Below are 24,910 nucleotides of genomic sequence, written 5' to 3'. Positions count from 1 at the left end.
GCATATTTTATAGCTAAGATCCGTGGGGGGATGTATGGGTAAAGTAAGCTGTTATTTTGAATGCCAGGTGGCAATTATATCCGATATTATTATAACAATGTTGGTAATACACTTAAAAATGTACTTTGCACGGATTTTTGAACCCAGATCGGGAGGGGCGTACCTTATTGTTTGTTGTTTTCCTATTAGCTGTCTGGTGAGGCCCTCTGAAGTCGGTACGGTAAATTGAATTCTTGTGAACGGTGTTGATAATCCTGCATTGCAAGATGTCGCTATTGTATTATTGTCCTTTTTTTTATTCTGTTTTTCCATTTTAAATATTTGTCATGAAAAGAAATTTACTACTCTTGTTTTTTGTGAGCTTTTTTGGGTTAGGGGTGAGGGCTGAGGTGGTTGCAGCCACCGTTATTACAGATGGATTTATTACGACCTGGAAGACGGATGCTGATAATCAGTCCATCGTCATTCCGATAAATACAACCTACTCAGGGCAATATAATTATACAGTTGATTGGGGAGATGGAAGCTCGTCAACTCATCAGACGGGAAACGCGACACATGCCTATGGCGCCCAGGGGACCCATACAGTCACTATTACTGGTACCTTTCCCGCTATTCAGATGTACAAAACAATCAATATTACCGGTAATAATCAAAAATTAATAAAAGTTGATCAGTGGGGTAATGGTACCTGGCAAAGCATGGCCAATGCCTTTAGGTTCTGTCAGAATTTGACAACAGTTCCCAATGCTAACGGGCCTATTTTCGTGCCTAATTCCACGCTTGTGGGTATGTTCTATGACTGTAGTCAACTTAATTGTGACCTGAATCTCTGGGATTTGACAAATGTAACCGACATCAGCCATATGTTTAGTCGAGCTACTGCTTTTAACGGAAATCTGACTAGTTGGAACGTATCCAATGTGACCAATATGGAAAATACCTTTGAAAAGGCACTTGTTTTTAACGGGGACATTTCTAAATGGGATGTATCCAAGGTAACGCTGATGGATAATATGTTTACCAATGCAAGAGCATTTAACACGGATATAAGTAACTGGAATGTGGGAAGTGTCACAATTATGTCCAATATGTTCGGTTTGGCTTTGTCTTTTAATCAGGATATTAGTAATTGGAATGTCTCTAATGTGACTAACATGTTTTTTATGTTTTCCAATGCGCCCGCTTTTAACCAGAACCTGAATAGTTGGGATGTCTCAAAGGTGACCGATATGTCTTATATGTTTCAGGGGATGGCCTTTTTAATGGAGATATCCACTCCTGGAACGTATCTAATGTGACAAATATGATAGGTATGTTTGCTTCAGCAGCTGCATTTAATCAGGATCTGGGTAGCTGGGATGTCAGCAAAGTTAATTCGATGGTAGGTATGTTTAGTGGTGCGGCCATCTTTAACCAGGATATCAGCGGGTGGCAAACGAATAGTTTGACGCAAATGGATAACATGTTTAATCGTGCCAGTGCATTCAACCAAAATATCGGGGGTTGGAACGTTTCAAAGGTCAGTACCATGAATGCTGCTTTTAATCAGGCATCAGCTTTTAATCAAAATATCGGCGGCTGGCAGGTAGGCAACGTCACCAATATGACAAATATGCTGGATGGGACTGGGTTATCCGCCACCAATTATGAAAGTACCCTGACAGGCTGGGCTGCTCAAACGGTTAAACCTGGCCTCACTTTGGGTGCGGCAGGGCTCAAATATTGTTCCACTACCGGGCGTCAATTGCTCATTGGGACAAACAGCTGGCAGATCCTGGGAGACCGTCCGGTATGTCTGGTACCGGCGGTACCGGACGCATCCGGTATTGTATATGTAGACAGTGCGGTGGCAGTGCCTGGCAATGGCAGCAGCTGGGGGCAAGCGCTCAAGTATTTAAGCAATGCTACTGAGTCAGCCAAAACTAACACATCTATTAAAGAAGTGCATATCGCCAAAGGGTCTTATTATGCTACTGGAGATAAAAGTTTACTGTATGCTGATAGCGCGTTTGTAGTTACAAGACCTGGGTTAAAAATATTGGGAGGCTATTCAAATGGCGGAGGACAATTTGATAGAAACCTGTATCCTACTATATTAAGCGGAGATATTGGTCTGCCGGCAGATACCTCGGATAATACAAATAATGTGTTGGTTATTAAAGATGTTGACGATGGAGTAGATAGTTTGATCGTAGACGGGCTCACCATAACCGCAGGGAAGTTTATTTTTGATTTAAATAGGATTGACCAACTATATCTTGCGGGCGGAGTTAATATGAACCATGTGTTTGCCAACACGGTACTTAGAAACTGTATAATGACAGGCAACTATGGGATGATCGCTTCGGCTTTATATATATCAGGGCCGGATGCTGCCTATATTGATCCTAGCCAGTTCGCTACCCCCCAGATTGATCATTGTATTTTTAAAAATAATACTGCATTTCCTATCCCTAATTTTCCTACCGCCTATGGCAGTACTTGTCTTACCACAATGGCATCCCCCAGGATCATGAACTCAGATTTTATGGATAATAAAGCAATAAGTGGAGGCGTGCTGCAGAATTTTGGGGTACAGCAGTTTTTTATAACTGCCGCTTTCTACATAATAGTGCTGAGATATTTAGCGCCATTTTTAATCAGCAGGACGCGAATTCTATACTCGTAAATTGCGCGATTCTTGACAATGTTAATTTGGGTTATAACACTCCTCTTGGTCAGGATATTGCTAATTTATTCAACAATACGATCATTGGGAATGAAAATAATTCTACCTGCAGTCTGATTAATATCACCATTGCAAATAATAAGAATTTGATAAACCCGGGTATTCACGGACCCTTAATAGTAAATCTTTCGGAGTCAGCCTCCTATATAACCAATAGTATTATTTGGGGCAATACCAGTAAAAAAATTTTTGATTCCCTGACGTCTACGCCTTCAAAAATTTCCTATAGCTTAATACAGGGCCTGGCGTCTGATCCATCTAATCATATACTGGACGGGACGTCAAATTTGCCTGTTTTTGCCGATACGACCGCTGGGGATTTTCAGTTAACCCCCTCCAGTCCTGCCATAGATGTAGGCTTGAATGATTCTTTGATACATGCCGTGGCGCTTTATATACCCACTGCGGCTGGCGGTGGGCTTGATCTGGCTGGAACTCCACGTATTAAGGAGGGGATAATTGATCTTGGTGCTTATGAATTCTCCAGCTCATCTCCACTGCCTGTTGCTTTAAAAGATTTTTCCGGTTCACTAAAAAATGGTGTTGCCGAACTTACATGGGAGAGTGGAGTGGAGGAAGAACTTAAAAGTTATCTGGTTGAACACAGTGCGGATGGGAAAAGTTTTCAACAGCTGACTTTGGTCAAGCCGACGGGGAGTGGCAGTCATTATTCCTATAAGGTTTTACAGCCGGCCGGAGTTGCTTATTACCGGTTGAAAATGACGGATAACAGTGAAAAGGTCGCAAGTAGTTCCATCGTTAAATTAGTTCAAAATTCTCCACAAGGATTACTGTTATACCCGAACCCAGCCAAAAACAATATCAATATCCGTACAAGTATTGCTGGTAAGTTATTGATTTATAATGCGACGGGTAGTTTTATTAAAGCGGTAACGCTCAAAGCAGGTGTCAATAAAATTGATATCAGTGCCCTCAGTACCGGTGTATACTTTGGAATGACTGGTGGACAAAGGCTCAAATTTGTGAAAGAGTAAATAAGGTGTAAGTAGCAAAAAGCGACAGCTGTAAAAGCCGGAAGTGTTAGTTGAATGGCGGGAGATCTTCTTGTCTGGGGCCTTTTAATAAAAAAGTTCAAAATATTCATTATGAGAAAAAATATACTTTTAATAATGTGCTTCATTGGCGGTGTATTCAGGCTGGAGGCGAAGGTGCACTATGTAAACTTACATGCTAGAGGCAATAATGACGGTACCACCTGGGCCAATGCTTATACCGATCTGCAGACGGCGATGATTGCCGCTTCCGGAGGGGACAGTGTTTTTGTGGCGACTGCCACCTATCAGCCTGCCATCGGGATTAGTTTTTCTTTGCCCGGTTCTGCAAAGGTATTTGGAGGCTTTATCGGTACAGAGACCAGCTTTAATCAGCGCAATTTAACCAATAAGGCTACTTTACTTGGTAACGGAGCCAGTGTGGTAAGAAATGAAAATAACCCTGCAGCCGGTGTCTGGGATGGGTTTATTATTACCGGCGGGGACGATTTTATGTGTGGAGGCATTAATAATATCAGTTCCGCTGTCACCATCCGGAACTGTATTATCTCTGGCAATTCGGCTTCCATGGGTGGTGGCATCCATAATTATGTATATAGTTCGCCTACGATCATTAATTGTGTGATTTCAGGTAATAAAGGGAGTGGCCTTTATAATAATGTTAACTGTTCACCAACTGTCATCAACTGCACTTTTGCTGGTAATAGCGGTGGTATATTTAATAGATATGGGTCAGCTTCTACAGTTATTAACTGTATTGTCTGGGATAACCCAGTGGGTGCCCATGGAAATAATATCGTCAGTGATGGAATGTCTTCCGCCACGGTTACCTATAGTGATGTGCAGGATGTAACAGCGGGTACGGGCAATATCAGTGTGGACCCGCAGTTTGTGGCGCCAGGCATTGGTGCGGTTCCTTTCAGTGGCGGAGATTACCGGCTGCAGCCAGGTTCTCCTGTAATTGACGCCGGTAGCAATGTAGCCAACAAGCTGACTACCGATCTTGGGGGGAATCCCCGGATACGGTCTTCTGCCATTGAAATGGGTGCTTTTGAAAATACACTTGTGTCCAAAATTGTCTATGTGGACAGTAGTATTGCGGTCAGCGGCGATGGATCCAGCTGGGCAAAAGCCTATAAAACATTAAGCGATGCACTTAAAAGCGCCTCGGTTGATTTTACAACGGTGGACAGTATCCTGGTGGCCAAGGGACTTATTATCCGACCGGACAGCAAAATGCTATTGACCGAGACAGCTCCTTTCTCATCCTGCGAAGTGGTATCAAAGTTTATGGCGGATACGCCCCTGGTGGAAGTACACTAAGAGATTATGTGGCGAACCCCACCATATTAAGTGGCAACATTGGCAATACTAATGATCCGGTAGATAACAGTGAGCATGTACTGGTGGTGGCAGGCGTCGGTCAAAGCGCGGACAGCGTCGTGCTGGACGGGCTCATCTTTAGCGATGCATCTGGCAGTAGTATCATCAATAGTACCAAGATCTATAACGGGATAGCTGTTTTAAGGACGGCAGGTGGTGGTGTTAATACCACTGGTAATCAGAGTGATCATATTGCCTTTAGGTACTGTACCTTTTCGAACAACCTAGTTCATGTCAGCATAGGCGGTGGGGGGATGTATAATGAAGCGTCTTCCCCCTTAGTCAGTAGTTGTGTATTTTTTCGCAATACGGTCAATGGTAGCGGCGGGGGTATGTTTAATGCAGGGGCTTCCCCTACCATTGATCACTGTAGCTTCCTGGATAACATTGTCCAGGGTAGCGGGGGAGGGGTATTTAATATTGATAATTCCAACCCCTTAATCTCTAATAGTCTTTTCAGAGGAAACAGTGTTAAAGGCACCGGCGGTGCCGGTATCTTTAACAGTGGCAATAATGGCACGATCATCAATTGTACTTTTAGCGCCAACCAAACGTCCAATGTAACCACCAATAATACAGGTGGCGCAGGTATATATAATCTGAATTGTTCGCCGCCAATCACCCAGTGTACATTTACAGATAATTTATCGTATGGCCTGGGAGGCGGGGGATATTTAATCTCAATGCATCGCCGTTGATAACAGATTGTCAATTCTACGGTAACAGGGTACTCAATTCATCTGGCTCCGGTGCTGGCCTGTTTAGTTTTGCCGCTTCTGCACCCGTGTTGACTAACTGTCTTTTTTCGGGTAATTATACTAGTGGGATTTCCGGAGGGGCTGCCCTGGGCATCAATTCGGCAACGGTCTCCTTGACGAATTGTACAATTTCGGGCAATTACTGTCCTTACTATGCAGGAGCTTTTTATAGTTATGCAGCCACGGCCGATATCATTATCCGTAATTCGATTTTCTGGGGCAACGCCGCATTAATGGGCTATCCTGATATTTTTACGGAAGCCACTTCCTTTGCAGTATCCATCAGTAATAGCGATATACAGTCCTACGGGGGCGGTACAGACGGGAACATTAATGGTGATCCTTTATTTGTCAATGCACCAGCGGCTGGATATTCTGTAGCAGGTGGCGATTTTAGCCTCCAGGTCGGCTCACCTGCCATTAATACGGGAAATAATGCTTTTAATTCGCAGAGTACTGATATTTCGGGAAATCCCAGGGTGTTTGGCAGTGCCATCGATATGGGAGCCTATGAACTGCAACAGGCTACTGTGCCGGTAACCCTCATTGGTTTTAGTGGGGTGTTGAAGGGTAGGCTGGCAAGCCTGGCCTGGAAAACCGGTGTTGAAACTGCCTTTAGCCAATTCGTGGTAGAAAAAAGCGTGAACGGATCTGCTTTTTCAACCTTGGCTGTTATTGAGCCCAAGGGGAGCAATAGCAGCTATGCCTATACACAGCTGCAACCGGAACCGAGGGCTTATTACAGGCTGAAGATGACAGAGGCGAACGGTAAGTTTGGCTACAGTGACGTAGTTACCCTTCAGCAGCGTATGCCAGATAAGCTGACCGTTTACCCGAATCCAGCCTCGGATTATATTAGTGTTACCCTTGTTCAACCGGGGAGTTGTCAGATTTATGATGCAAATGGCCGGTTGATTTTAAACAGTTCTGTTGCAAAAGGCCTGAACAGCATAAATATAGGAAGATTGGCGCCAGGTATTTATTTCCTGCAGGCAAATGGAAAAAAGGCCAGGTTTGTGAAAATAAAATAACCGGCAAAAATAGATATGATGAAAATGGCTTAGGTTATCGGTATACTTATTCAAAAGATAAACGGACAATGATGAAAAATCTACTACTCTTTCTGGCATTGGCAATAAGTGTACACCTGCTGCGTGCGCAAACTTCAGTTACGCTTTACGCAACAGGGTTTAATGGTGCTCACGGCCTGTGCTTTGACGCTTCCGGCAATTTATATGTAACTAATAGAGATGGCAATACGGTTAATAAAATTGATCCAAGTGGTACTATTATAGCTACCTATACTGGATTTAATCACCCCTTGGGAATTGCAATCGATCAGTCAGATGTGCGGGATCTTCACTCCGGCACCTACTTTATTGTTTCAGGGAGTAACATTTTCAATATAAATATACCTTTATGAAAAAATTTTTACTGTCCACCTTATTGTTAACCGCCGCCTACTTGCTCAAAGCGCAAACATCCACCCTGTTTGCTACAGGATTTGACCATCCCTATGGCCTGGCTTTCGATGCTTCTGGGATTTTATATGTATCAAATACCAATGGTAATAGCGTTAGTAAAGTTGACGTGAGTGGAGCGGTTACAGAGACTTACACGGGATTTATTAAACCTGTCGGTCTTGCTTTTGAGGGGGAGGGAAATTTGTATGTAGCAACTCCCAGTAACAATACGGTCAGCAAGGTAAATCCATCGGGTACAGTTACTGCTACTTATACAGGATTTAATTTCCCTATCGGTCTGGCATTCGATGCGTCAGGATATTTATATGTGGCAAATGAAGTTACCGATATCGTCAATAAATTAGATGCCGGCGGCAATATTGTAGCTACCTATACGGGGTTTAATCGACCGGTGGCCCTGTCTTTAGATGCATTGGGCAATTTATTTGTTGCAAATTATTTAGGAAATACTGTTAATAAAGTGGATGTAAGCGGCCATATTACTGCTACCTATTCGGGCTTTAAAAGCCCCACTGGCATTTGTTTAGACGGCTCCGGCAATTTATTTATAGCCAATTACGGGGACAACAGTATCAGTATGATTCCTCACGGCAGTGTGGATGGAACACCGGCCACTGCCTTTATGTCCGGACTGCCTTACGCTCCTAGTATGTTGACCTACCGTGCCAATACTTTGTACGTTGCGGATGGAACAGCAAGTGTTTATAAGATTACAGGAGGTATATTGCAAACGCGCTTTTATGTAAAACAGGACGCTACAGGAGCCAATAACGGCCAAAGCTGGGCAGACGCCTACACGGATCTGCAGGCTGCTATTAATGCAGCGCATAGCGGTGACAGTCTGTTTGTCGCGGCAACTGCCACCCCGTACCAGCCAGCCAGCGGCACCGGCTTTTCCATGAAAGAAGGGGTAAAAATATTCGGTGGGTTCCTGGGTTCGGAGACTGATTTCAGCCAGAGAAATCTAGCCAGTAAGCCAACACTGCAAGGTAACGGAAACAGCGTTATAACTAATATCAATAATGGGCTGACGGCTGCAGCGGTACTCGACGGCTTTATAATTACAGGCGGATATGCCAATACAAGCATTAATGGCGGCCATGGAGGCGGAGGTATCTATAATCTATTTGTTTCCCCCACATATAGCCACTTGGTAATTTCGGGTAACAGATGTAATAATGTGGGGGCGGGATCAGTATTGTCTATGGATCATCTTTATTGGACCATGTCACTATTAAGAATAATACAGCAACAGATGGCGGTGGAGGCATTGACTATACTAATGCTTCTCCTTCTTTAAGAAATGTGCTTATCAGTGGAAATACCGCTGATCTGGGCGGAGGAATCCGTAGCACCTCCGGGTCCGTTACCCTGACCAATGTATCAGTTACCGGAAATACAGCAAACTCGGGTGGAGGAATTTACTTAGGGGGAGTTATACTTGTTATAACAGTATCATATGGGGAAACAGTTCATCCAACGCAAATGAGATGTATGTGGATGACGCATTCAATGGCAGCATGGTCATGCATCATAGCCTATACCGAAGTGGACAAATGATGTGGTTGATCCAATGGGCGCTATAACTGCGACAGACAATAATCTTACAGTCGACCCGGCGTTTGCGGACGCTACGAATGGCAATTATCAGTTAACGGCGGCCAGCCCTTGTATCGACGCGGGTACGCCCGACACCACGGGTTTAAATATTGGCACAACAGATCTGGCAGGGAGTACAAGAGTGGCGGGTTCAGCTATAGACATTGGCGCCTATGAATTTGAGGCCACCTTACCGGTAAAGCTTTTGGTTTTCAAAGGTGTTTTGGGAAACAATAGGGCAGGTTTCGAGTGGCGAACAGCTACGGAGGATAATTTCAATTATTTTGAACTGCAAAAAAGTACAGATGGCAAAACATTTTCAACTGTTGCCACTGTAAATGCCAAAGGTAATAATAGCCATTATGTTGCTAGCGTGATACAGGTAGAAAGTGCCGCTTATTACCGCCTGAAAATGGTGGATAGGGATGGAAGGTACAAATTCAGTAAGATCGTATATCTGACACAGGCATTTGCTGCGGACAAACTCCCGCTTTATCCGAACCCTGCTAAAGATTATATCAATATTTCAATTTCTCAGCCGACTCTTGTTCAAATTTATAACGCTTTGGGTATTCTGGTAAGGACACTGCAGATGCAGGCAGGTGTAAATAGGCTTGATATCCGGAGTCTTCCCATGGGTAGCTATTTTGTTGTAGCGGGAGGAGAAAAACTGAAATTTATTAAAAAGTGATATGACCGGGTTTTACCCCGGCCTGAGAGGTTACTTATTGCAGGCGCAAATAGCCAGGTAGTATTTGATCAACTTCATTCAACCGACCAGGGCCTTCATGGTCAGTCTTGGGTCGTTGAATGAAGTCTTTTTCCGGGACGAAGGCACTGTTAACCATTGTCAGGGTGACGGCCCGAGGTGCCGTTGTAGCGAGATCTGTGGCCTTTGATTATCTCCGGTAACTTGCTTTGCCGGCTGCCTGCAAAACATATCTGGAAAGTGAATGTGGCAGCTGGACTATAAAAGAGGTGCCCAAGTTGAATTATAACAAGGTTTAATTTTGAAAGGCAACCTTTTGTTCCTCTATTTTTTGTCAAAGGAATTATTAACGCACGGTGGTTTCTGATATGGGCCTTTCATAGAGTGCGCAATTACAGTCGGGCCTACTCCGGCCGCTATTCTTTATTTGCGTATTGCTTTGTTGAAATAAGTTGTCCGTTTTTGTAATTTTCGACTTTCAATGTATCGCCTTTTTTCGTGAAATATATCCACGTGCTGTCTTTTTTATAGGCATTCTCTCCTTTGGATTTTTCTTCTATTGAGTCTGCTACAAAATACTTGTCAACATATGTTTTTGCGTAGTCAGCGGTGTAGTACCAATTTTCAGATTTAAAGATTTTGCCGTTTTTTGGACGATATGAACTACTTGAACGCATTGTCTCCGGCATTGGATGGGTCAGCCGGTAACCAAAATACAAAGGAATCGGTGTGCAAAATAATAGCGTCGCCACAGTCCATTTTTTTATTCCGCCCGCAAATAATTTCTTTCGCTGCCTTATTGTCAGAATAATAGAAAGAAGTATCGTGATGATCCAGATGGCAGGCATCCATATTAGAAAAAATGCAAGTGAAGCGCCAGTTCCGCCTGGCTGATTTGCGGCATAGTTATACAATCCGATTGTCAGCAGGTTAGAAAAAACGGCTATAAGGATCAGAGGGCGAAGTTGTTTCATTTGAAAATTGAATGTAAGTTATAGATTGTTAGGGCACAAATTATTGCAACCCGAATATAGATAATACGTATGAAAGAGAGACGGAAATTCTACCAGAGTTAGCTGTAATATTATTCTGGTAGTTTTTGATTTTTAATGTCATTAATTGCTTCAAGTATCCTTATTGTCGCATCTCCATCTAAGTTTGTTCCTGAATGTCGGACCTCAAAAAGTCCTTGCAAGTTAGATGGTAATTTTGCTCCGTCTTTCACTAATAATATAAACCTTCTGCAAGATAAAGCCTATGATGTTCTGGGCCAGGTGGAAAGTAAGAAGATAAGCAAGCGAAGGAGCAGCACCTCAGCTTATACCACTACGCCGCTGGACACGGAGAATTATGACTATAATATCCTTGGCTGGCTGCTGGGCCTGAACAGAGGCTATGTAAAAGATGCCGGCACGAACAGTACAACGGCTACGGCCACCACCGCAGCCGTCAGCAGCGAGGAGATTAGAAAAATTGGCGTGTGTTTATTCGGGATGTGCTGGGCAGGTTTCTGTTGAAATTCGCGATGGTGCGCTATCAACTTTGAGCGTACGTGATTTTAACAAAAGCCGATCTAAAAAACGTAATCCATAAAAATGGAGGGTCTGCTTTCTGAAATCTCTTTATTGAGATAGTCTTCATAAATTAGGCTGTTACAGAGCTATAATTTGAAATAAGCCTTAACGCATCGTCTGCTTTTAAATTAAACACCCCATAAAGAGGATATAGGCACGGCCTGGAGGTTGTTCCCGCCAAAACCACCTATCGTTTGATTGCCGCTATATAATACGATCCCTTTTTTAAATTTTGGACCTGTTAACGCTGCAAAATGCTTTAATCCCTTAAAGTCTTTTTCATTCACCGAGGCTTTTGATTTGACTTCAATCGCATATAGGTTTCTATGCTTGTCTTCCAGCACGATATCTACTTCAGCGCCTTTATGTGTGCTGAAATGGTAGGGTTTTAAATAGGTGTCAGACCAGGTGATTTGTTTAATGACTTCCATAGATACAAAATTTTCCAGAATCAATCCTGCAGTTGTCCTGTCTTCTAATAAGCGTTTTCCTTCTCCTCTCAGATAGGACAAAAGACCTGAGTCATTTATATATATCTTGGGAGACTTTACATATTTTCCTTCTGCATTTGGCGTCCATGCCGGAATTTTATTGATTAAAAACACCTGTTCCAGAAGTGCCATATATCTTTGTAATGTAGTGTTCTTAATACCTGATAATCGTGCAATATCGGAAAGGTTGATCGTGCTTCCTGCCCTTATAGCTATTAATTGGAGGACGTTAGGCAGTTGTGTAAGGCCTTCAATGTTAGCTAAATCTTTTATGTCCTTTTGTAGAATGGCAGTTATATATGATGAGAACCATTTATCTCTCCTGATTTCTGTTTCCCTTTCAAGAACCTCCGGATAGCCCCCGATGAGCATATTTTCTATAAGCTCTTCCCAGGAACAATCTGTATTGGAGAACCTGCCGTTTTCTGAAATCAGTATGTCTAAAAAATTGGATTTTGCGCCTTTAATTTCTCCTTGAGAGAGAGGCCATAGGTGATGTATTTCAATTCTCCCTGCTAAAGAGTCTGACATAGCCGGGAGCGCCATTACTTCACTGGAGCCGGTCAGAATATATCTTCTTTGCATTCTATCTTCGTCGACCAGTTTCTTGATACTCAAGAATATTTCCGGCGCTCTTTGTACTTCATCTATGATAAGGTGCTTATTCTGACTCAAAAGAAACCCTAACGGGTCAGTTTTTGCTGCAGCCAGGGTAGTTGGGTCGTCAAGGGTTACTGCCGTGCCAGTAAATATTTCCTTTTCAATGAGCTGCTTGCAAAGTGTGCTCTTTCCCGTCTGCCTGGCACCAGAAATTAATATTACAGGGGTATCTTTTAATGCGTCTTTTATAAAAGGACTGATAAATCTGTCGTACATAACTCTAAATATTTTTCTTTAGGTCAAATTTACCCATTACATGGGTTAAATTTACCCAATGTATGGTTAAATTTTGAAATAACAATTTCATAGTAACGCGGTGTTGAAAAGGAAATGACCAATAGAAAACTTTATCTAAAATATTTTCTTGTTGATAACCAGCCTTTTAAATTGTGTAAAGAGTAGTTTAAGGATTAGGAAGCTGAAGATCGCGTCCTTGGATCATTTTTTCTTACCTGACCGACTCCTAGGTGCCCAAGACACATTAAAAATTTATACCTTTAAATATACAAACCTCTTCTTATGACCGAAGATACCAAAACGCAGCTTGAGCTTAATTATTACCAGCTATTAGCTATGCGCTCTACCAGAATCATGTCCCTGTCATCAGGACATTATCTGTCAAGAATGTCACAGATAAAGAGTGGAGCAACCTTACTATTAGAATTGAACCCTCGGATGATTTTGCAGAGCCGCTGGAGCTCCATACCGAGCAGTTGTTACCCGGAGGTGCCTTTCAACTAGAAGTCATCCGGCTTAAGCTTAAACCCGTTTTCATTTACAGCCTCACAGAAAGAATGACCGCTTCTTTAAAGCTGTCCATCCGGGCAGATGAAGAAGAAGTTTATACCGAAGAATATGACATTGATTTGTTGGCATACGATCAATGGCTGGGAAAAAGTATCCTTCCGGAGATGCTTTCAGCCTTTGTGATGCCCAATTTGCCCGAATTGGTGCCGATCTTAAAATCTACGGCGAGTATACTCGGAAAATGGACGGATAGTTCCGCTTTGAATGACTATCAAAGTCAGAACCCGGATCGGGTAAAAAAGCAAATGGCAGCGCTATATGCTGTTATAAAAGAGAAAAAAAACACCTATTGTAGCGTGCCTGCCAGTTTTGGCGGCGCAGGGCAGCGGGTTAGGCTGGTAGACACTGTACTGGCTACCGGCATGGGAAATTGCCTTGAAATGTCCTTGCTATATGCTTCCTGCCTGGAAGCAATAGGATTGCACCCAATACTGGTGCTCATTAAGGGGCATGCCTTTGTAGGCGCCTGGCTGGTAGATGATACTTTTCCAGATGCGGTTAATGACGATCCTTCCTTGCTTACCAAAAGAACAGCGAGTGGTATCAACGAAATGCTGCTTATTGAAGCAACTGCCATGAATGAAGGGCAGTCACCAAGTTTTGATGATGCCATACAGCTCGCGGTTAATCATTTTGCCGACCTCTCTGCTTTTGAATATTTTATTGATGTGCACCGCAGCCGTTTCAGTGGCATAAGGCCTATGCCATTAAGAAGAAAAATCGGTGAGGAATGGCAAATGATCGACCATGAAAATAGTGTTGACGAGAAACCGGAGATAAGCAATCCTGCCGCTTTAGAACAAAGCATTAAACTGAATCATGTCAAAGAAATTAATTTTGGGAAACAGCAGCTATGGGAGCGGAAGCTTTTGGACCTCAGTCTTCGCAATAACCTGCTTAACCTCCGTATTTCAAAGACATCGCTCCAGTTCATCCCCGTGCCTCCTAATGAGTTAGAGGACGCCATGGCAGGCGGTGATGAGTTTCAGATACTGGCCAGGCCCAGGGATTGGGATAACCCACTTCGAAATGCTGGCGTCTACCAGTCCCTGAATAGCCAGGACCCCATGCTTCAATTGGTTCGACAGGAATTAAAACAGAAGCGGCTGCGTGTTTATGTATCAGAAGAAGATCTCTATGCCGGGTTAACCGGATTGTACCGGAGTGCCCGGCAAGCCTTGGAGGAGAATGGGGCCAATACTTTATACCTGGCAATCGGATTACTGCGTTGGTACGAAACCCCTTCCAGTGAACGGCCAAGATTTGCACCTATCCTGCTGATGCCCGTGGAGATTATTCGAAAATCGGTCAAAAAAGGCTTTATTATCCGAAGTCGGGAGGAAGACACGGTACTGAACATCACCTTACTGGAAAAATTGAGACAAGACTATGGTCTTGCATTATCAGGTTTAGATCCTTTACCAAGAGATGAAAATGGCGTGGATGTAAAGTTAATCTTCAATATCATCCGGCAAACGATCATGTCTATGCCCCGGTGGGACGTGGAAGAGCAGATATTCTTGGGTACGTTCTCTTTCAGTAAGTTTATCATGTGGAACGATATACATTCGAATGCTGATAAACTAAAAGAACATCCCATTGTCGCCGGCCTGATAAACGGATCTTTAAAGGAGCCGCTTGACTATATCCGGGAAGAGAATCTCGATCATAAATACGGCTATGGAGACCTGCTGCTTCCCATAAATGCAGACGCAACACAGTTACAGGCTATTAGTGCGGCCACAGCCGGAAACAGTTTCGTCTTACACGGCCCTCCGGGTACCGGCAAGTCCCAGACCATTACCAATATTATCGCTAACGCTTTATATCGTGGGAAGCGCGTCTTGTTTGTAGCGGAGAAAATGGCCGCTTTGTCTGTGGTACAAAGCCGTTTGGCGGCGATTGGATTAGCGCCTTTCTGCCTGGAATTACACTCTAATAAAGCCAAGAAATCCGAAGTGCTCGCCCAATTGCAAAAGACTATGGAAATTGTTCGGAAGCAAGCGCCGGATAGTTTTAAATCGGAGGCTGACCGGCTCAACCAGTTGCGCGAGGTATTGAACGAGTATGTAGAAGTGCTGCATCAAAAACAAGCTCATGGCTATTCACTATACGACCTGTTCAATGAATATGTTCAATACCCCGAAGCAAAAGATGACATCCCACTCTCTGCCGAGGAGTTAAGCACCCTAGATAGGGAAAAGTGGCACCAGTGGATAGATACAGCAGAAGAATTGCAAATAGCCGCCGGCTTATGTGGCGACGCTTCCGAAAGAAATCCACTGTATGGTCTGGAACCCGGTGAATACAGCAGTCAACAAAAAGAAAAAATCCGCCAGGAACTTGGATTGTTCATCGGGACCCGTGAGAAACTGAACCAGATATTGCAACAAGTCACCCATATGCTGCAATGGCCAGATGGTAGCTGGACAGGCGGGCAACTTCAAAAATTCAGTGAGCTGATAGACGGCATACTACAATTACCGGAGATTCCAGAAAGCTTCTTTCAAACCGAGCATTTATCGGATTTCGAAGAAGCGTTATTACCACTGATCAACGCAGGAGAACAACGGCTTTTACGTGTGGATGATTCTACTAAAACTTATTTATACAGCTTAAAGAAGGGGCATGTTGTGTCTAAAGGATACCCAATCCGAAAAAGTGATTTTGGTATTTATGAAGGGATTGAATACGAATCGCACGGACTCTTTAAGGTATTGCAAAGCAAATACGGGTATATTAATAAGCAAGGCCGGGTGGTTATTACGCCATCTTTTGATCGGACACGCATTAGTAAAAGCGGTCTTATTCAATTGCGAAAGGATCATAAGGATGGTCATTTTACCTATCAGTATGCTGATACTACTGGCCGTTTTTTGTCTGACGCTGTTTATGATTTTAAAGAAGGGATGGGGGATGACTACCCATATTATTTTCAGATTGGACAATACTTAGTGATTAGTCATTACGATGCAAGTGTCCAAAAAAATTTTATTGGCTTAATGGATCAGACGGGAAAAGTTATTGTTAAGCCCAATTATACAAAAGTATTACCTTCAAAAAACGGTAATGGATTTATGGTCGAGCGCTTTGATAGATGGGGGTTATTGGATGAGGCTGGTGAGCTTATTTTACCTACAGTCCTGGATAATATATATGCCGCGCCGAGTTATCCTCGTACTGAAATGGATATCCAGTATCCTGTTCTTTGCGAAATAAAGGGAATGTATTTTTATGTAACGAGCTCAGGGGTTATATTACCTTTTATCATTAATGGTATTGAGAGTCATGGGATTTTTTGGTAAGTCGAGTGGGGAGGAACGGGATGGGATGGGATGGGATGGGATAACTGTACAGCGTTATACAATAAGAATGATTTATTTGTGGTATTATAACAAGAAGCTGTTCTTGATATTAACTGAGGTGCTTTAAAGATGTTCATTATTTTGCCATCGACAGTATAGGATATATCGTCCGTAATAACGATAATTTTTTGGCCTGGCTACCCGTCAATCGTATGGAAAGGATAGATCAGTTTTGAGTGCTGTTAATTTATAATGTAGCTGTTTTTTTAAAATGACTGATTTTTGTTTTTTTGATGATGTAGTCTTAATTGTCTTGTTATCCAGATGGTATGGTATCTATTGATTTTTAAATAGATTTATTTGTTTTGAAAATTAAATTGTTGAGGCTTTTGGTGTGGATATCGTTTATATTTAAAGGTAATTTATGAATGCTAATGGTTGGGTGCTTTTCTAATTTCTTATAATTGAGGGCGCTATAGTTGAAAATTGTTTTTATATTTGTCATGAAAAATGGGTTACCTTTTTGGATTTGTGGCATTAAATCTTGTTGATTCATTTTTTTAAACCTACTTGAAGTGCTGAATAATATAAATATACAAATTGCAAACGACCAAGGGAGTCAATTCGCTCCCTTGGGAAAGAGTGTTTTACAAGAAAGCAGGTATTTTTGGCAAATGCATATATACATATAGGTGGTCATCACCCTTATGTAAAAAGCCCGGTCGTAAATGCTGCGACCGGGCTTTTTTATGCAATGAAATGAAATTAAAATTTTAATAATATAATGGGTAATTTAAATATAGAAAGAACATTAGATACCGGCAAGTTGTTCGGTATGGGTTTTATAGACGGTAAATCATTTTACCTGCATCATTTTAATAACTTTCCTAACGTAGATTTTTTTGAGGATATAAATGGCGAGAAGGTTGTAAAAACAATTACTGAGAATTTATCATCTGAGATCACTGGGGTATATCAGTTAAGAAATTTCATTAAACGCAAAAGAAATTTTGCTATGGAAAGTGCAATTATAGTGTTTGATGCGGCTACGATGCTGGAAGTTTCAGAAGATTACCTTTTCTTATACCATGACGGTAAGCATATGGATATGGTTAAACGTATTGTGGATTTGGTACTTCCCTGTAATAAGCCCAGACGTAAGGAGCCGCTAGAAATTAACCTGGTTGTCAGAGCAAGTAATGGTCTGGAATTAAAACCCATGGAAATAAAAAAAAGCAAGCTTGACCTGGATTTATTTTATGCGGATGATTTTATACAGACGGATCAGATAATTCAACAGCGGTTAAAAAAGATAAAGATAAAGGGATTGTGTTATTGCATGGTCTGCCTGGTACCGGCAAGACGACTTATCTTAGATATTTGGTAGGAAAGATCAAAAAGAAGGTATTATTTCTGTCCCCCTCTGTCGCTGGTAATTTAATGGATCCAGATTTTATTGAACTTTTGGTAGATAATCCTAACTCCGTACTGATAATTGAAGATGCGGAGAATATCATTATGGACAGACGATTTAATAGCAGTTCTTCTGTTTCTAATTTGTTGAATATATCTGATGGATTGATGGCAGACTTTCTAAATGTTCAATTGATCTGTACATTTAACAGTGAACTGGCTATGATCGACAGTGCGCTTATTCGTAAAGGTAGATTGATTGCCAGATATGAGTTTGGGAAGTTAAATGTGGCAAAGGCGCAGCGTTTAAGCGATCATCTGGGACATGATCAAACAATTAAGGAGCCCATGACTATTGCGGAGGTGGCTAATCCTAATGAAAAGACAGAAGTGGCGCCCCGTAGGGTTGAAATAGCAGGATTCAGAAAGGAGCAGATTTTAAATAATTAAGAAGGATAAAAATGAGTAAATTAAAAATAACAGGCAAAGATTTAAGAAAGTTGGGCTTTCCCGAAGGTCCGGTGATTAGCCTAACCATGAATCTTTTCAATAAGGATTATAAGTTCTGGCATAAGGCTGCCGCGATTAAGCTTTTAGAGGAAATCTTAAGTGAGCCAGAAAGGTTCAGGGAGGATCAGGTTCTGGGCATCATTGCCAGGCAACTACTGCCTGAATCAAAAGTGGTTATGCCAGAAACTGTCTTAAGAAGCAACGGGATAGAATTTTCAGTTTTTGGAGTGCAGTATATAGCTGAAGAGGCATTGCATCAGATGTATCAGGCTGCAAAGTTGCCTGTGAGCGTTGCCGGTGCTGTTATGGCGGATGCGCATAGCGGTTATGGATTGCCAATTGGAGGCGTACTGGCCACGGATAATGCAGTGATTCCATATGGGGTGGGACTAGATATCGGCTGCAGAATGTGTTTGAGTATTTATGAATTGAATCCACATGAATTGATCAGCAAAGAGGCCTTTTTTATCCGGGAATTGAACGATGCCACCCTGTTTGGTAGTGGATCCTCATTTAAGCAAGCGCCCGATCATGCTGTGATGGAGCAGGAGTTATTCTATCAATTGCCATTGCTAAAAAGGTTACATGGTAAATCCTGGAAGCAATTAGGTACTTCAGGTTCCGGAAATCATTTTGTGGAATTTGGCGTGGTGACAATTGATCAGAAGGATGAGGTTTTAAATCTGGCACCTGGAGCGTACATTGGGCTGCTGTCTCATTCTGGTAGTCGGGGATTAGGAGCTGCGGTGGCAAGCCACTATACAAAACTAGCCATTAGTGCCAGGCGCTTACCGCAGGCAGTGAAACATATGGCCTGGTTGACGCTTAATGAAGAGCCGGGAATGGAATATTGGCTGGCCATGAACCTGGCGGGAGATTATGCGGCCGCCTGCCATCAGGTGATTCATCAAAAAATCACCAGGCGTCTAGGTATAAAACCTGTCAAAACAGTAGAAAACCATCACAATTTTGCCTGGAAAGAAACACTGCAGGGAAATGAGGTGATTGTACACAGAAAAGGAGCTACTCCGGCCGGTAAAGATGTGTTAGGGATTATACCCGGTTCGATGACTGCAGATGGTTTTATTGTCAAAGGAAGGGGCGAGGAAGCTTCTATTAATTCTGCATCGCATGGGGCTGGCAGGAAACTAAGTCGTAGAGCGGCTATTGATTCGATTACCGACAAGCAGTTTAGAGAGGCATTACATAAAAACGGTGTAACACTTTTGGGAGGGGGACTCGATGAATCTCCATTTGCCTATAAGGATATCCATAAAGTGATGCAGGCACAAGAAGGACTGGTTGATGTTATTGGAAGATTTACCCCTAAAATCGTAAAAATGGATGGTGCTGGCCACAGAAGTTGAAAGCAAAAACGAAAACAAGATGAATTGACAGGGTAAATTTTTGGATGCTAGAAATCTTTTGAAAAGTTGAGTTGGTATAAAATAGGTAATGCTTTTTTATGCCGACTCATTTTTTTTATTTTTCTTGTTTACTGTCCAGACTCTTCATAAAAGCAATAATATCATTTTGCTGTTCCGCCGTAAGTCCAAGACTATCTGTGGGTAGGGTTTGGTTGGGCAGGTCAATGCCTAATCCAACTGCCCCAGCATTATTATAGAATTCCATTACCTGCTCCAGCGTCGTATAAACGCCGTTGTGCATATAAGGAGCTGTTTTGCTGATATTTCTGATGGTGGGTATTTTAAAAGCGTGTTTGTAAGCATTGACACCAATGATGGCGTAATACCCCAAATCAGGATCCAACAGGGAATCTGTCAAAGTCTTTGGTACACCAATAATCTCCGATTCACTTTGAATATATTTGGGCGGCGTGATGCCGTTAAATAAGGGCATAAAATGACAGGTAGCACAACGGGCCTTGCCCATAAATAGATTAAAACCTTTAACTTCCTGACGGGTAAGCGCATTTTTTTGTCCCCGCATATAATCGTCAAAGCGACTGTTTAGTCTGACCAGGCTTCTGACATAGGAGGCCAGGGCATTAGTTAGTTGATCTGCAGTTATTGTAGCCTCCCAATGATCATTTGTGCTTGGGAAGGCCTGGTGAAATAAGGTTCTGTAAGTTGGATTGTTTTTGATATACGAAATAGCCGCCTCGATGGATCCGTCCATTTCATGTTTATTACTAATAACGTCCCGCACCTGATCTTCTAGTGTCAATGCGCGCATGTCGTAAAAGTAATTCGACTGCAATGCCGCATTGATAAGCGTGGGTGCATTGCGCGTCAGACGGGATGTAGAATCCAGGATGTCCACTGGGGTTTGGAGTCCGTCTGTATAGTCAAGATCCAGCTGGTGGCAGGTAGCGCAACTTCTGGTTCTGGTACCGGAAAGCTGCTTGTCATAAAATAATTTTTTGCCCAAGGCAACCTTGGCTGGTGTAATGTCGAATTTTGCACCCGGAGTAAAGGCGTTGACATTAAATGCGCCGGGATCAAACAAGGTATTCACATCCTGATTGAGTAATCGGTTGTAGGTGATTTTTGGCCCGGGTAGATTTTTTTCTAGTTGGGCAATACTACTTGTGATCGTATTGGCGTACTTTGTAATAAATGCCGCTCTGTCAAAGCTATTAAAATCTGTGTGACCATTAAGATAGTTAGTAGCTGCCTGTATGGATGGTAATAATCCAGGCTGCTTCTTTCTATTGGTATAATACCCCAGGGCTTTTTCCAGGCTTTCAAGGGAAACAGCAGCCTCTTGTATACTGTTAAGGGATAATGCGGCATCAAAACCGGTAATACCCAGGGTCATGATTCTAAATACCTCCAATTTGGCGGCATCTAAAATTCGCCAATCGACAAAGTCGTGATCCGCATAATAATCGATCAGATAATTTGTATTGGTAATTAAATAACCAACAGCACGAATTAGGCTATTTTGATTTTTAGCTAAAATATTTGGATAGATGAGCGCTTCAATGACTTGCAAACCCATTGGATCCTGTCCTCTGGCAAGGACAGGATCCAATAAATCTGCATTTTCGATTTCTTCTAAGGGTGGTCCGTTAAGTCTTTTAGCCAAATCAAAGGTGAAATAGGTCGCTGCCCATTCAAACTTTTTATAAAGGAGTCTGGACTGAATAAAAGCGTGTTCAATCTGCTGCTGATCTAACTGCTTATTGCGAACAGCAACAAGCAAACTATCCTGAATATAATCATGGAAGTCGTGAATTTGCTGCAAGACTTGCCTATGGATCTTTTTAGAACGTGTGTTTAAGCCGGCGGTTTTGCTAGATTCAATGGAAGTGAAACTTACAATGAAAAGTCCAAATAAAAAAAATATAACGATGCCTGTCTTGCGATACATACTACTGCCTCCTAACTTGTCTGCACTTATTAACTTGCTGGTGGCTATTTAAAGATTAAGGCATTCCTAAGCGGGCTGGCATTTTTGTCGCGTTCAGCCAGCGGTTTAAGCCCCCATCTTTTTTCAATAAATGCCAGCAGACTTACGGTTTCATATTGTGTGTGATCCACAAATTTCTTTTTCGCAAAAGGTCCAATGATTATCGCTGGGATACGGCTGCCAGGTCCAAATCGATCGATTTTGGGTGGGTTGACATGATCAAAAAAGCCCCCAAATTCATCATAAGTCAATATAACCAGTGCATCTTTGCCATTGGGTCCATTGAGCACATCATTAATTAAGTTGACGGCCAGTTGTTCTGAGGAATACACTGCTGAGGCGCCTGGGTGTTCATCGTTGCCGGCGCCAGGTTTTACGAAGCTGACGCTGGGGAGCGTTCCTGCTTTGGCCGCTTTAATAAAATCGTTTTGGTCCAGCATGTGCTTACGACCTTCGGTTCCTGGCTTGTAATTGTCAAAGTACAAAAAAGGTTCGTGGTTATAGGCAAAGTTATTTTTTCTGCCAGCTACGGCATCATCCCAACCCTCAGAATACCAGGCCCAGGAGATATTTTTCTCGCTCAGGCGGTCTCCGATGGTTGGAAAATTCTGAGAAGGTAAAAATTTGGAAGTATCTGATTTAAGTGGGTAAGGCCAATTTCTGGACAGTACGTGGTTGATGGCATATCCATCTGGAGAAACGACACCATCTTTGATGATTTTACCATCAGGGCCGATTTTTGCCACCTGTGACTTGGGTGCATTCGGCCAGGTGGGGACACCTGCAGAAATTAAATAAACATGATTAAAGTAAGAACCCCCATAAACACTTTGGAAGAAATTGTCACAAAGTGTATAATCATGTGCAAACTGATATAAGGGGAGTTTCTTCGTACTATAATAACCCATCGCCAGTCCTTTGGAGTCATTATAAGCGGCAAATTTGTCCATTTTTCCGCCATCTATCTGTAACTGATTATGATAAAATCGGTGCGTTACATCCGGTGTAGGCTTATCATTGGGTACATATTGATCGATGTTGAAGAGTTTATTAGGTAGATTGGTCGGGAAAGAATTGTTGCGGGGGATGGCTGGCAGAAACTCATAAGGTTTGCCATGTTTGTCCACCTGTACATAATTTCCTTTGATGGCATTTTTGATACCATTGGCGCCTTTAAATTCTCCATAAAGGTTGTCAAAACTGTGGTTTTCCATGTAAATAACCACAACATGTTTAATTTGTTGAATACCATTATCAAAGCTGGTCTTTTGTTGCTGCGCTTTTTTAGCGGTGCCACAACTGAATATTCCAAATCCAAGTGTAATCAGACCTACATACATTAACCGTGATGAACGCATTTGTGTCTATTTTTTTAAATTTAAATTACAGAAATATATTATATGAAACTGATCAAAAGATCAGTAGTGTCATGATAAATGGATCATTGATAGATGTCCAATTTCCCCGTTTGTTATTCAATTTCTTCTTACAAATATAGGGGTTTGGCTTTTCTTTAAATGTTATCTAAGTGTAATTACCTGAAAATGGAGGAACCCATTAGCAAGGTGACTTTAGCTAAAGCCTTACAGGCGAGCAGACAAATTGGGAGATTTTTTTATTTTTTGGCGGAATAAATAACAGAGAATCATTTATTTAAGATAGGAAAGGTGTTTCTGGTTTTTTTAGTTTCGATCTTAATTATCAAAGGATTTTTAATTGAATTTTTGGTATCTTAGAGACCTATTTGGCAAATCTCAGCGTAGGGTACAATGGCGTGATGAACAGCGTACAATGGTAATTATCTCGCCGTTACAGAAAGTGATGGGCTTAATGGGGCAACTCAGTATTGATAATCTCATAAACCAATTAAATTTTAATAAAATATGCTTAAAACCTTTTTAGAAAGAACTTTTTTGGCCATACTCTTTATGAGTATATTTTGCAGCAGTTCGCTGCTGGCACTGGTTAGGCCCCCTTTAAATCGGACAATTTTTACGAAGTTAATAATTTGATTTAATTATGCATTATTTTTGTGTTGCCGAATGCGACTGACGGTGACCTTTATACCGAAAGTTGTTCTTATACCGCTGCAACTGCAGCGGTATTTTTTATTCGCCCTAAGGGGCGAGCCGAATGCTCCTTCTGGCTTCCATTACCCGAAAGTTCATAGTGAGGTATTAGTAGCTTATGTCTCCTTCCCTTATTCTTTCTCTCTATGCTTTCAATCAGCCCTTCCTGCCATAGTTTCCAGAACCGCTTGGGTGGTAGATGATCTAGGCTTCCATGCAGTCGGACTTCATTATAGATCTTATAGAATCCCTTCAAATGTTGTTCTAAGTCCTGCAATGTCCTGAATGCGCCTATGCGGTCCAAAGAGCGGCCTAAAATCGAATGAAAGGATTCAATATGCCCATTCTCTTCCGGTGTATATGGGTGCGTAAATACCTGGTTCAACCCATTTTCTGTCAGGTACTTTTGAACAGAATGTGCCGCAAAGCGAGAGTCATTATCATTCCTGATTTCAATTGTTATTTTTTTACCCAGCATCTGGTGGGGCTGCAGGTAATTGACAATAACATCCTCCCAGGCATCTATCACCTGACTTTGCGTGATTGAATAGGCCACCTGCCAATGAAGCACCGTTCGGGTGAAGCAATCAATGACTGTCAGGATGAATGCATAACATTGATGAGATACAACCCACTGGAATTTTATATCCATTTCTATAACCTCTAATGGCATGCATGGATCGACCCGGCGATGCTTTACGTAAACCCTACCAGGCTTCTTTCTCTTTTCATGTAGAAGTTGATAGTCGCTCATTATCCGGTAAACCTTTTTCTTGTTAATGACATACCCATTAAGCTGCAACGCAGCTGTCATGGCCCGATAGCCATAATCCGTTTCCGGATTGGATTTAATAGCAATAATTGCCTCTATAAGTTGATCTGCCTCTATCATTTCGGTTAGCCCCTTTTTGCTGTCCACTTTCGCTGTATAATGGGATTTTTTACGACCTCTTTTGCCTTCTTTTGGCTGATAATAATAGGCATGCCTGGTTATTCCAAGAAGTTTCAATGCTCGGTCCCTCGGCATGC

Annotated in this window: 21 protein-coding genes; 15 read left to right on the top strand and 6 right to left on the bottom strand. The window is 42.2% G+C overall.

Annotated elements, in window-relative coordinates; genetic code table 11:
* Window positions 1-326: 326 nt before the first annotated feature.
* The 10 genes from FSB73_RS03335 (at window position 327) to FSB73_RS03290 (ending at window position 9,659) form a co-directional block, all read left to right on the top strand.
* On the top strand, window positions 327-1,301 hold the full coding sequence (locus tag FSB73_RS03335) for a BspA family leucine-rich repeat surface protein (RefSeq protein WP_146780115.1): 975 nt from the start codon (window positions 327-329) through the stop codon (window positions 1,299-1,301).
* Between the two features lie 14 nt (window positions 1,302-1,315).
* Window positions 1,316-2,671 carry a BspA family leucine-rich repeat surface protein gene (locus FSB73_RS03330; protein WP_158639395.1) on the top strand — a complete coding sequence of 452 codons (1,356 nt, stop codon included), beginning with the start codon at window positions 1,316-1,318 and terminating at the stop codon, window positions 2,669-2,671.
* A gap of 26 nt (window positions 2,672-2,697) precedes the next feature.
* Window positions 2,698-3,726, top strand: a complete 1,029-nt coding sequence (locus FSB73_RS03325; protein ID WP_146780113.1) for a T9SS type A sorting domain-containing protein — start codon at window positions 2,698-2,700, stop codon at window positions 3,724-3,726.
* Window positions 3,727-3,837: 111 nt separating this feature from the next.
* Window positions 3,838-5,067 (top strand): right-handed parallel beta-helix repeat-containing protein, encoded by a 1,230-nt coding sequence (locus FSB73_RS03320; protein WP_158639394.1) that lies wholly within the window; start codon window positions 3,838-3,840, stop codon window positions 5,065-5,067.
* An 8-nt stretch (window positions 5,068-5,075) separates the two neighbouring features.
* Window positions 5,076-5,825, top strand: coding sequence for a right-handed parallel beta-helix repeat-containing protein (locus FSB73_RS03315; RefSeq protein WP_158639393.1), 750 nt, complete (start codon window positions 5,076-5,078; stop codon window positions 5,823-5,825).
* Window positions 5,822-6,916, top strand: coding sequence for a T9SS type A sorting domain-containing protein (locus FSB73_RS03310; RefSeq protein WP_146780110.1), 1,095 nt, complete (start codon window positions 5,822-5,824; stop codon window positions 6,914-6,916). The genes FSB73_RS03315 and FSB73_RS03310 overlap by 4 nt, the downstream gene beginning before the upstream one ends.
* A 68-nt stretch (window positions 6,917-6,984) precedes the next feature.
* Entirely contained in the window at window positions 6,985-7,308 is a 324-nt protein-coding gene (locus FSB73_RS03305) for an NHL repeat-containing protein (RefSeq protein WP_146780109.1), read from the top strand.
* A complete protein-coding gene (locus tag FSB73_RS03300; protein WP_146780108.1) occupies window positions 7,305-8,669 on the top strand; it encodes an NHL repeat-containing protein in 1,365 nt (454 codons plus the stop codon). The genes FSB73_RS03305 and FSB73_RS03300 overlap by 4 nt, the downstream gene beginning before the upstream one ends.
* A complete protein-coding gene (locus FSB73_RS27385) occupies window positions 8,588-8,929 on the top strand; it encodes a hypothetical protein (protein ID WP_146780107.1) in 342 nt (113 codons plus the stop codon). The genes FSB73_RS03300 and FSB73_RS27385 overlap by 82 nt, the downstream gene beginning before the upstream one ends.
* A gap of 13 nt (window positions 8,930-8,942) precedes the next feature.
* Window positions 8,943-9,659 carry a T9SS type A sorting domain-containing protein gene (locus FSB73_RS03290; RefSeq protein ID WP_146780106.1) on the top strand — a complete coding sequence of 239 codons (717 nt, stop codon included), beginning with the start codon at window positions 8,943-8,945 and terminating at the stop codon, window positions 9,657-9,659.
* Between the two features lie 434 nt (window positions 9,660-10,093).
* Here FSB73_RS03290 and FSB73_RS03285 read toward each other — a convergent pair whose 3' ends face one another.
* Window positions 10,094-10,651 carry a hypothetical protein gene (locus FSB73_RS03285; protein WP_146780105.1) on the bottom strand — a complete coding sequence of 186 codons (558 nt, stop codon included), beginning with the start codon at window positions 10,649-10,651 and terminating at the stop codon, window positions 10,094-10,096.
* A 135-nt stretch (window positions 10,652-10,786) separates the two neighbouring features.
* Between FSB73_RS03285 and FSB73_RS03280 the strand changes: the two genes are divergently transcribed.
* Window positions 10,787-11,194 carry a hypothetical protein gene (locus FSB73_RS03280; RefSeq protein WP_146780104.1) on the top strand — a complete coding sequence of 136 codons (408 nt, stop codon included), beginning with the start codon at window positions 10,787-10,789 and terminating at the stop codon, window positions 11,192-11,194.
* Window positions 11,195-11,379: 185 nt separating this feature from the next.
* On the opposite strand, the gene FSB73_RS03275 is transcribed toward FSB73_RS03280, so the two are convergent.
* The gene (locus FSB73_RS03275; protein WP_146780103.1) at window positions 11,380-12,618 is read right to left on the bottom strand and encodes an ATP-binding protein; all 1,239 of its coding nucleotides are present in this window, start codon (window positions 12,616-12,618) and stop codon (window positions 11,380-11,382) included.
* Window positions 12,619-13,115: 497 nt separating this feature from the next.
* Here FSB73_RS03275 and FSB73_RS03270 point away from each other — a divergent pair, with 497 nt between their 5' ends.
* Window positions 13,116-16,514: a DUF4011 domain-containing protein gene (locus FSB73_RS03270; protein WP_146780102.1), complete on the top strand. Its 3,399-nt coding sequence runs from the start codon at window positions 13,116-13,118 to the stop codon at window positions 16,512-16,514.
* A gap of 346 nt (window positions 16,515-16,860) precedes the next feature.
* Here FSB73_RS03270 and FSB73_RS03265 read toward each other — a convergent pair whose 3' ends face one another.
* A complete protein-coding gene (locus FSB73_RS03265; RefSeq protein WP_146780101.1) occupies window positions 16,861-17,070 on the bottom strand; it encodes a hypothetical protein in 210 nt (69 codons plus the stop codon).
* A 228-nt stretch (window positions 17,071-17,298) separates the two neighbouring features.
* Here FSB73_RS03265 and FSB73_RS03260 point away from each other — a divergent pair, with 228 nt between their 5' ends.
* Genes FSB73_RS03260 through FSB73_RS03250 form a run of 3 tightly spaced genes read left to right on the top strand, consistent with a single transcriptional unit; the run spans window position 17,299 to window position 19,804 of the window.
* The gene (locus FSB73_RS03260; protein WP_146780100.1) at window positions 17,299-17,901 is read left to right on the top strand and encodes a hypothetical protein; all 603 of its coding nucleotides are present in this window, start codon (window positions 17,299-17,301) and stop codon (window positions 17,899-17,901) included.
* The gene (locus FSB73_RS03255) at window positions 17,895-18,377 is read left to right on the top strand and encodes an AAA family ATPase (RefSeq protein WP_262712475.1); all 483 of its coding nucleotides are present in this window, start codon (window positions 17,895-17,897) and stop codon (window positions 18,375-18,377) included. The genes FSB73_RS03260 and FSB73_RS03255 overlap by 7 nt, the downstream gene beginning before the upstream one ends.
* An 11-nt stretch (window positions 18,378-18,388) precedes the next feature.
* Window positions 18,389-19,804 (top strand): RtcB family protein, encoded by a 1,416-nt coding sequence (locus tag FSB73_RS03250; protein WP_146780098.1) that lies wholly within the window; start codon window positions 18,389-18,391, stop codon window positions 19,802-19,804.
* A gap of 115 nt (window positions 19,805-19,919) precedes the next feature.
* On the opposite strand, the gene FSB73_RS03245 is transcribed toward FSB73_RS03250, so the two are convergent.
* From FSB73_RS03245 to FSB73_RS03235, 3 genes are all read right to left on the bottom strand, one after another.
* Window positions 19,920-21,647, bottom strand: a complete 1,728-nt coding sequence (locus FSB73_RS03245) for a cytochrome-c peroxidase (protein WP_225974444.1) — start codon at window positions 21,645-21,647, stop codon at window positions 19,920-19,922.
* 170 nt (window positions 21,648-21,817) lie between these two features.
* On the bottom strand, window positions 21,818-23,170 hold the full coding sequence (locus tag FSB73_RS03240; protein ID WP_146780096.1) for an alkaline phosphatase family protein: 1,353 nt from the start codon (window positions 23,168-23,170) through the stop codon (window positions 21,818-21,820).
* 721 nt (window positions 23,171-23,891) lie between these two features.
* The gene (locus FSB73_RS03235) at window positions 23,892-24,908 is read right to left on the bottom strand and encodes an integrase core domain-containing protein (protein ID WP_146780095.1); all 1,017 of its coding nucleotides are present in this window, start codon (window positions 24,906-24,908) and stop codon (window positions 23,892-23,894) included.
* Between the last annotated feature and the right edge of the window lie 2 nt (window positions 24,909-24,910).

Origin of the sequence: Arachidicoccus ginsenosidivorans, assembly GCF_007971385.1 — a bacterium.
Taxonomy (GTDB): Bacteria; Bacteroidota; Bacteroidia; order Chitinophagales; family Chitinophagaceae; genus Arachidicoccus; species Arachidicoccus ginsenosidivorans.
The sequence above is the reverse complement of the archived record's forward strand: the minus strand, read 5'-3'. Positions and strand labels throughout refer to the sequence as shown.

Bases quoted from the DNA above. Each gene is read 5' to 3' on its own strand.
- FSB73_RS03260 (WP_146780100.1), top strand. From the start codon at position 17,299: ATGGGTAATTTAAATATAGAAAGAACATTAGATACCGGCAAGTTGTTC.
- FSB73_RS03330 (WP_158639395.1), top strand. From the start codon at position 1,316: ATGTTTGCTTCAGCAGCTGCATTTAATCAGGATCTGGGTAGCTGGGAT.
- FSB73_RS03335 (WP_146780115.1), top strand. From the start codon at position 327: ATGAAAAGAAATTTACTACTCTTGTTTTTTGTGAGCTTTTTTGGGTTA.
- FSB73_RS03235 (WP_146780095.1), bottom strand. From the start codon at position 24,908: ATGCCGAGGGACCGAGCATTGAAACTTCTTGGAATAACCAGGCATGCC.
- FSB73_RS03275 (WP_146780103.1), bottom strand. From the start codon at position 12,618: ATGTACGACAGATTTATCAGTCCTTTTATAAAAGACGCATTAAAAGAT.
- FSB73_RS03290 (WP_146780106.1), top strand. From the start codon at position 8,943: ATGGGCGCTATAACTGCGACAGACAATAATCTTACAGTCGACCCGGCG.
- FSB73_RS03285 (WP_146780105.1), bottom strand. From the start codon at position 10,651: ATGAAACAACTTCGCCCTCTGATCCTTATAGCCGTTTTTTCTAACCTG.
- FSB73_RS03280 (WP_146780104.1), top strand. From the start codon at position 10,787: ATGTCATTAATTGCTTCAAGTATCCTTATTGTCGCATCTCCATCTAAG.
- FSB73_RS03240 (WP_146780096.1), bottom strand. From the start codon at position 23,170: ATGCGTTCATCACGGTTAATGTATGTAGGTCTGATTACACTTGGATTT.
- FSB73_RS03305 (WP_146780109.1), top strand. From the start codon at position 6,985: ATGATGAAAAATCTACTACTCTTTCTGGCATTGGCAATAAGTGTACAC.
- FSB73_RS03320 (WP_158639394.1), top strand. From the start codon at position 3,838: ATGAGAAAAAATATACTTTTAATAATGTGCTTCATTGGCGGTGTATTC.
- FSB73_RS03250 (WP_146780098.1), top strand. From the start codon at position 18,389: ATGAGTAAATTAAAAATAACAGGCAAAGATTTAAGAAAGTTGGGCTTT.
- FSB73_RS03265 (WP_146780101.1), bottom strand. From the start codon at position 17,070: ATGAATCAACAAGATTTAATGCCACAAATCCAAAAAGGTAACCCATTT.
- FSB73_RS03300 (WP_146780108.1), top strand. From the start codon at position 7,305: ATGAAAAAATTTTTACTGTCCACCTTATTGTTAACCGCCGCCTACTTG.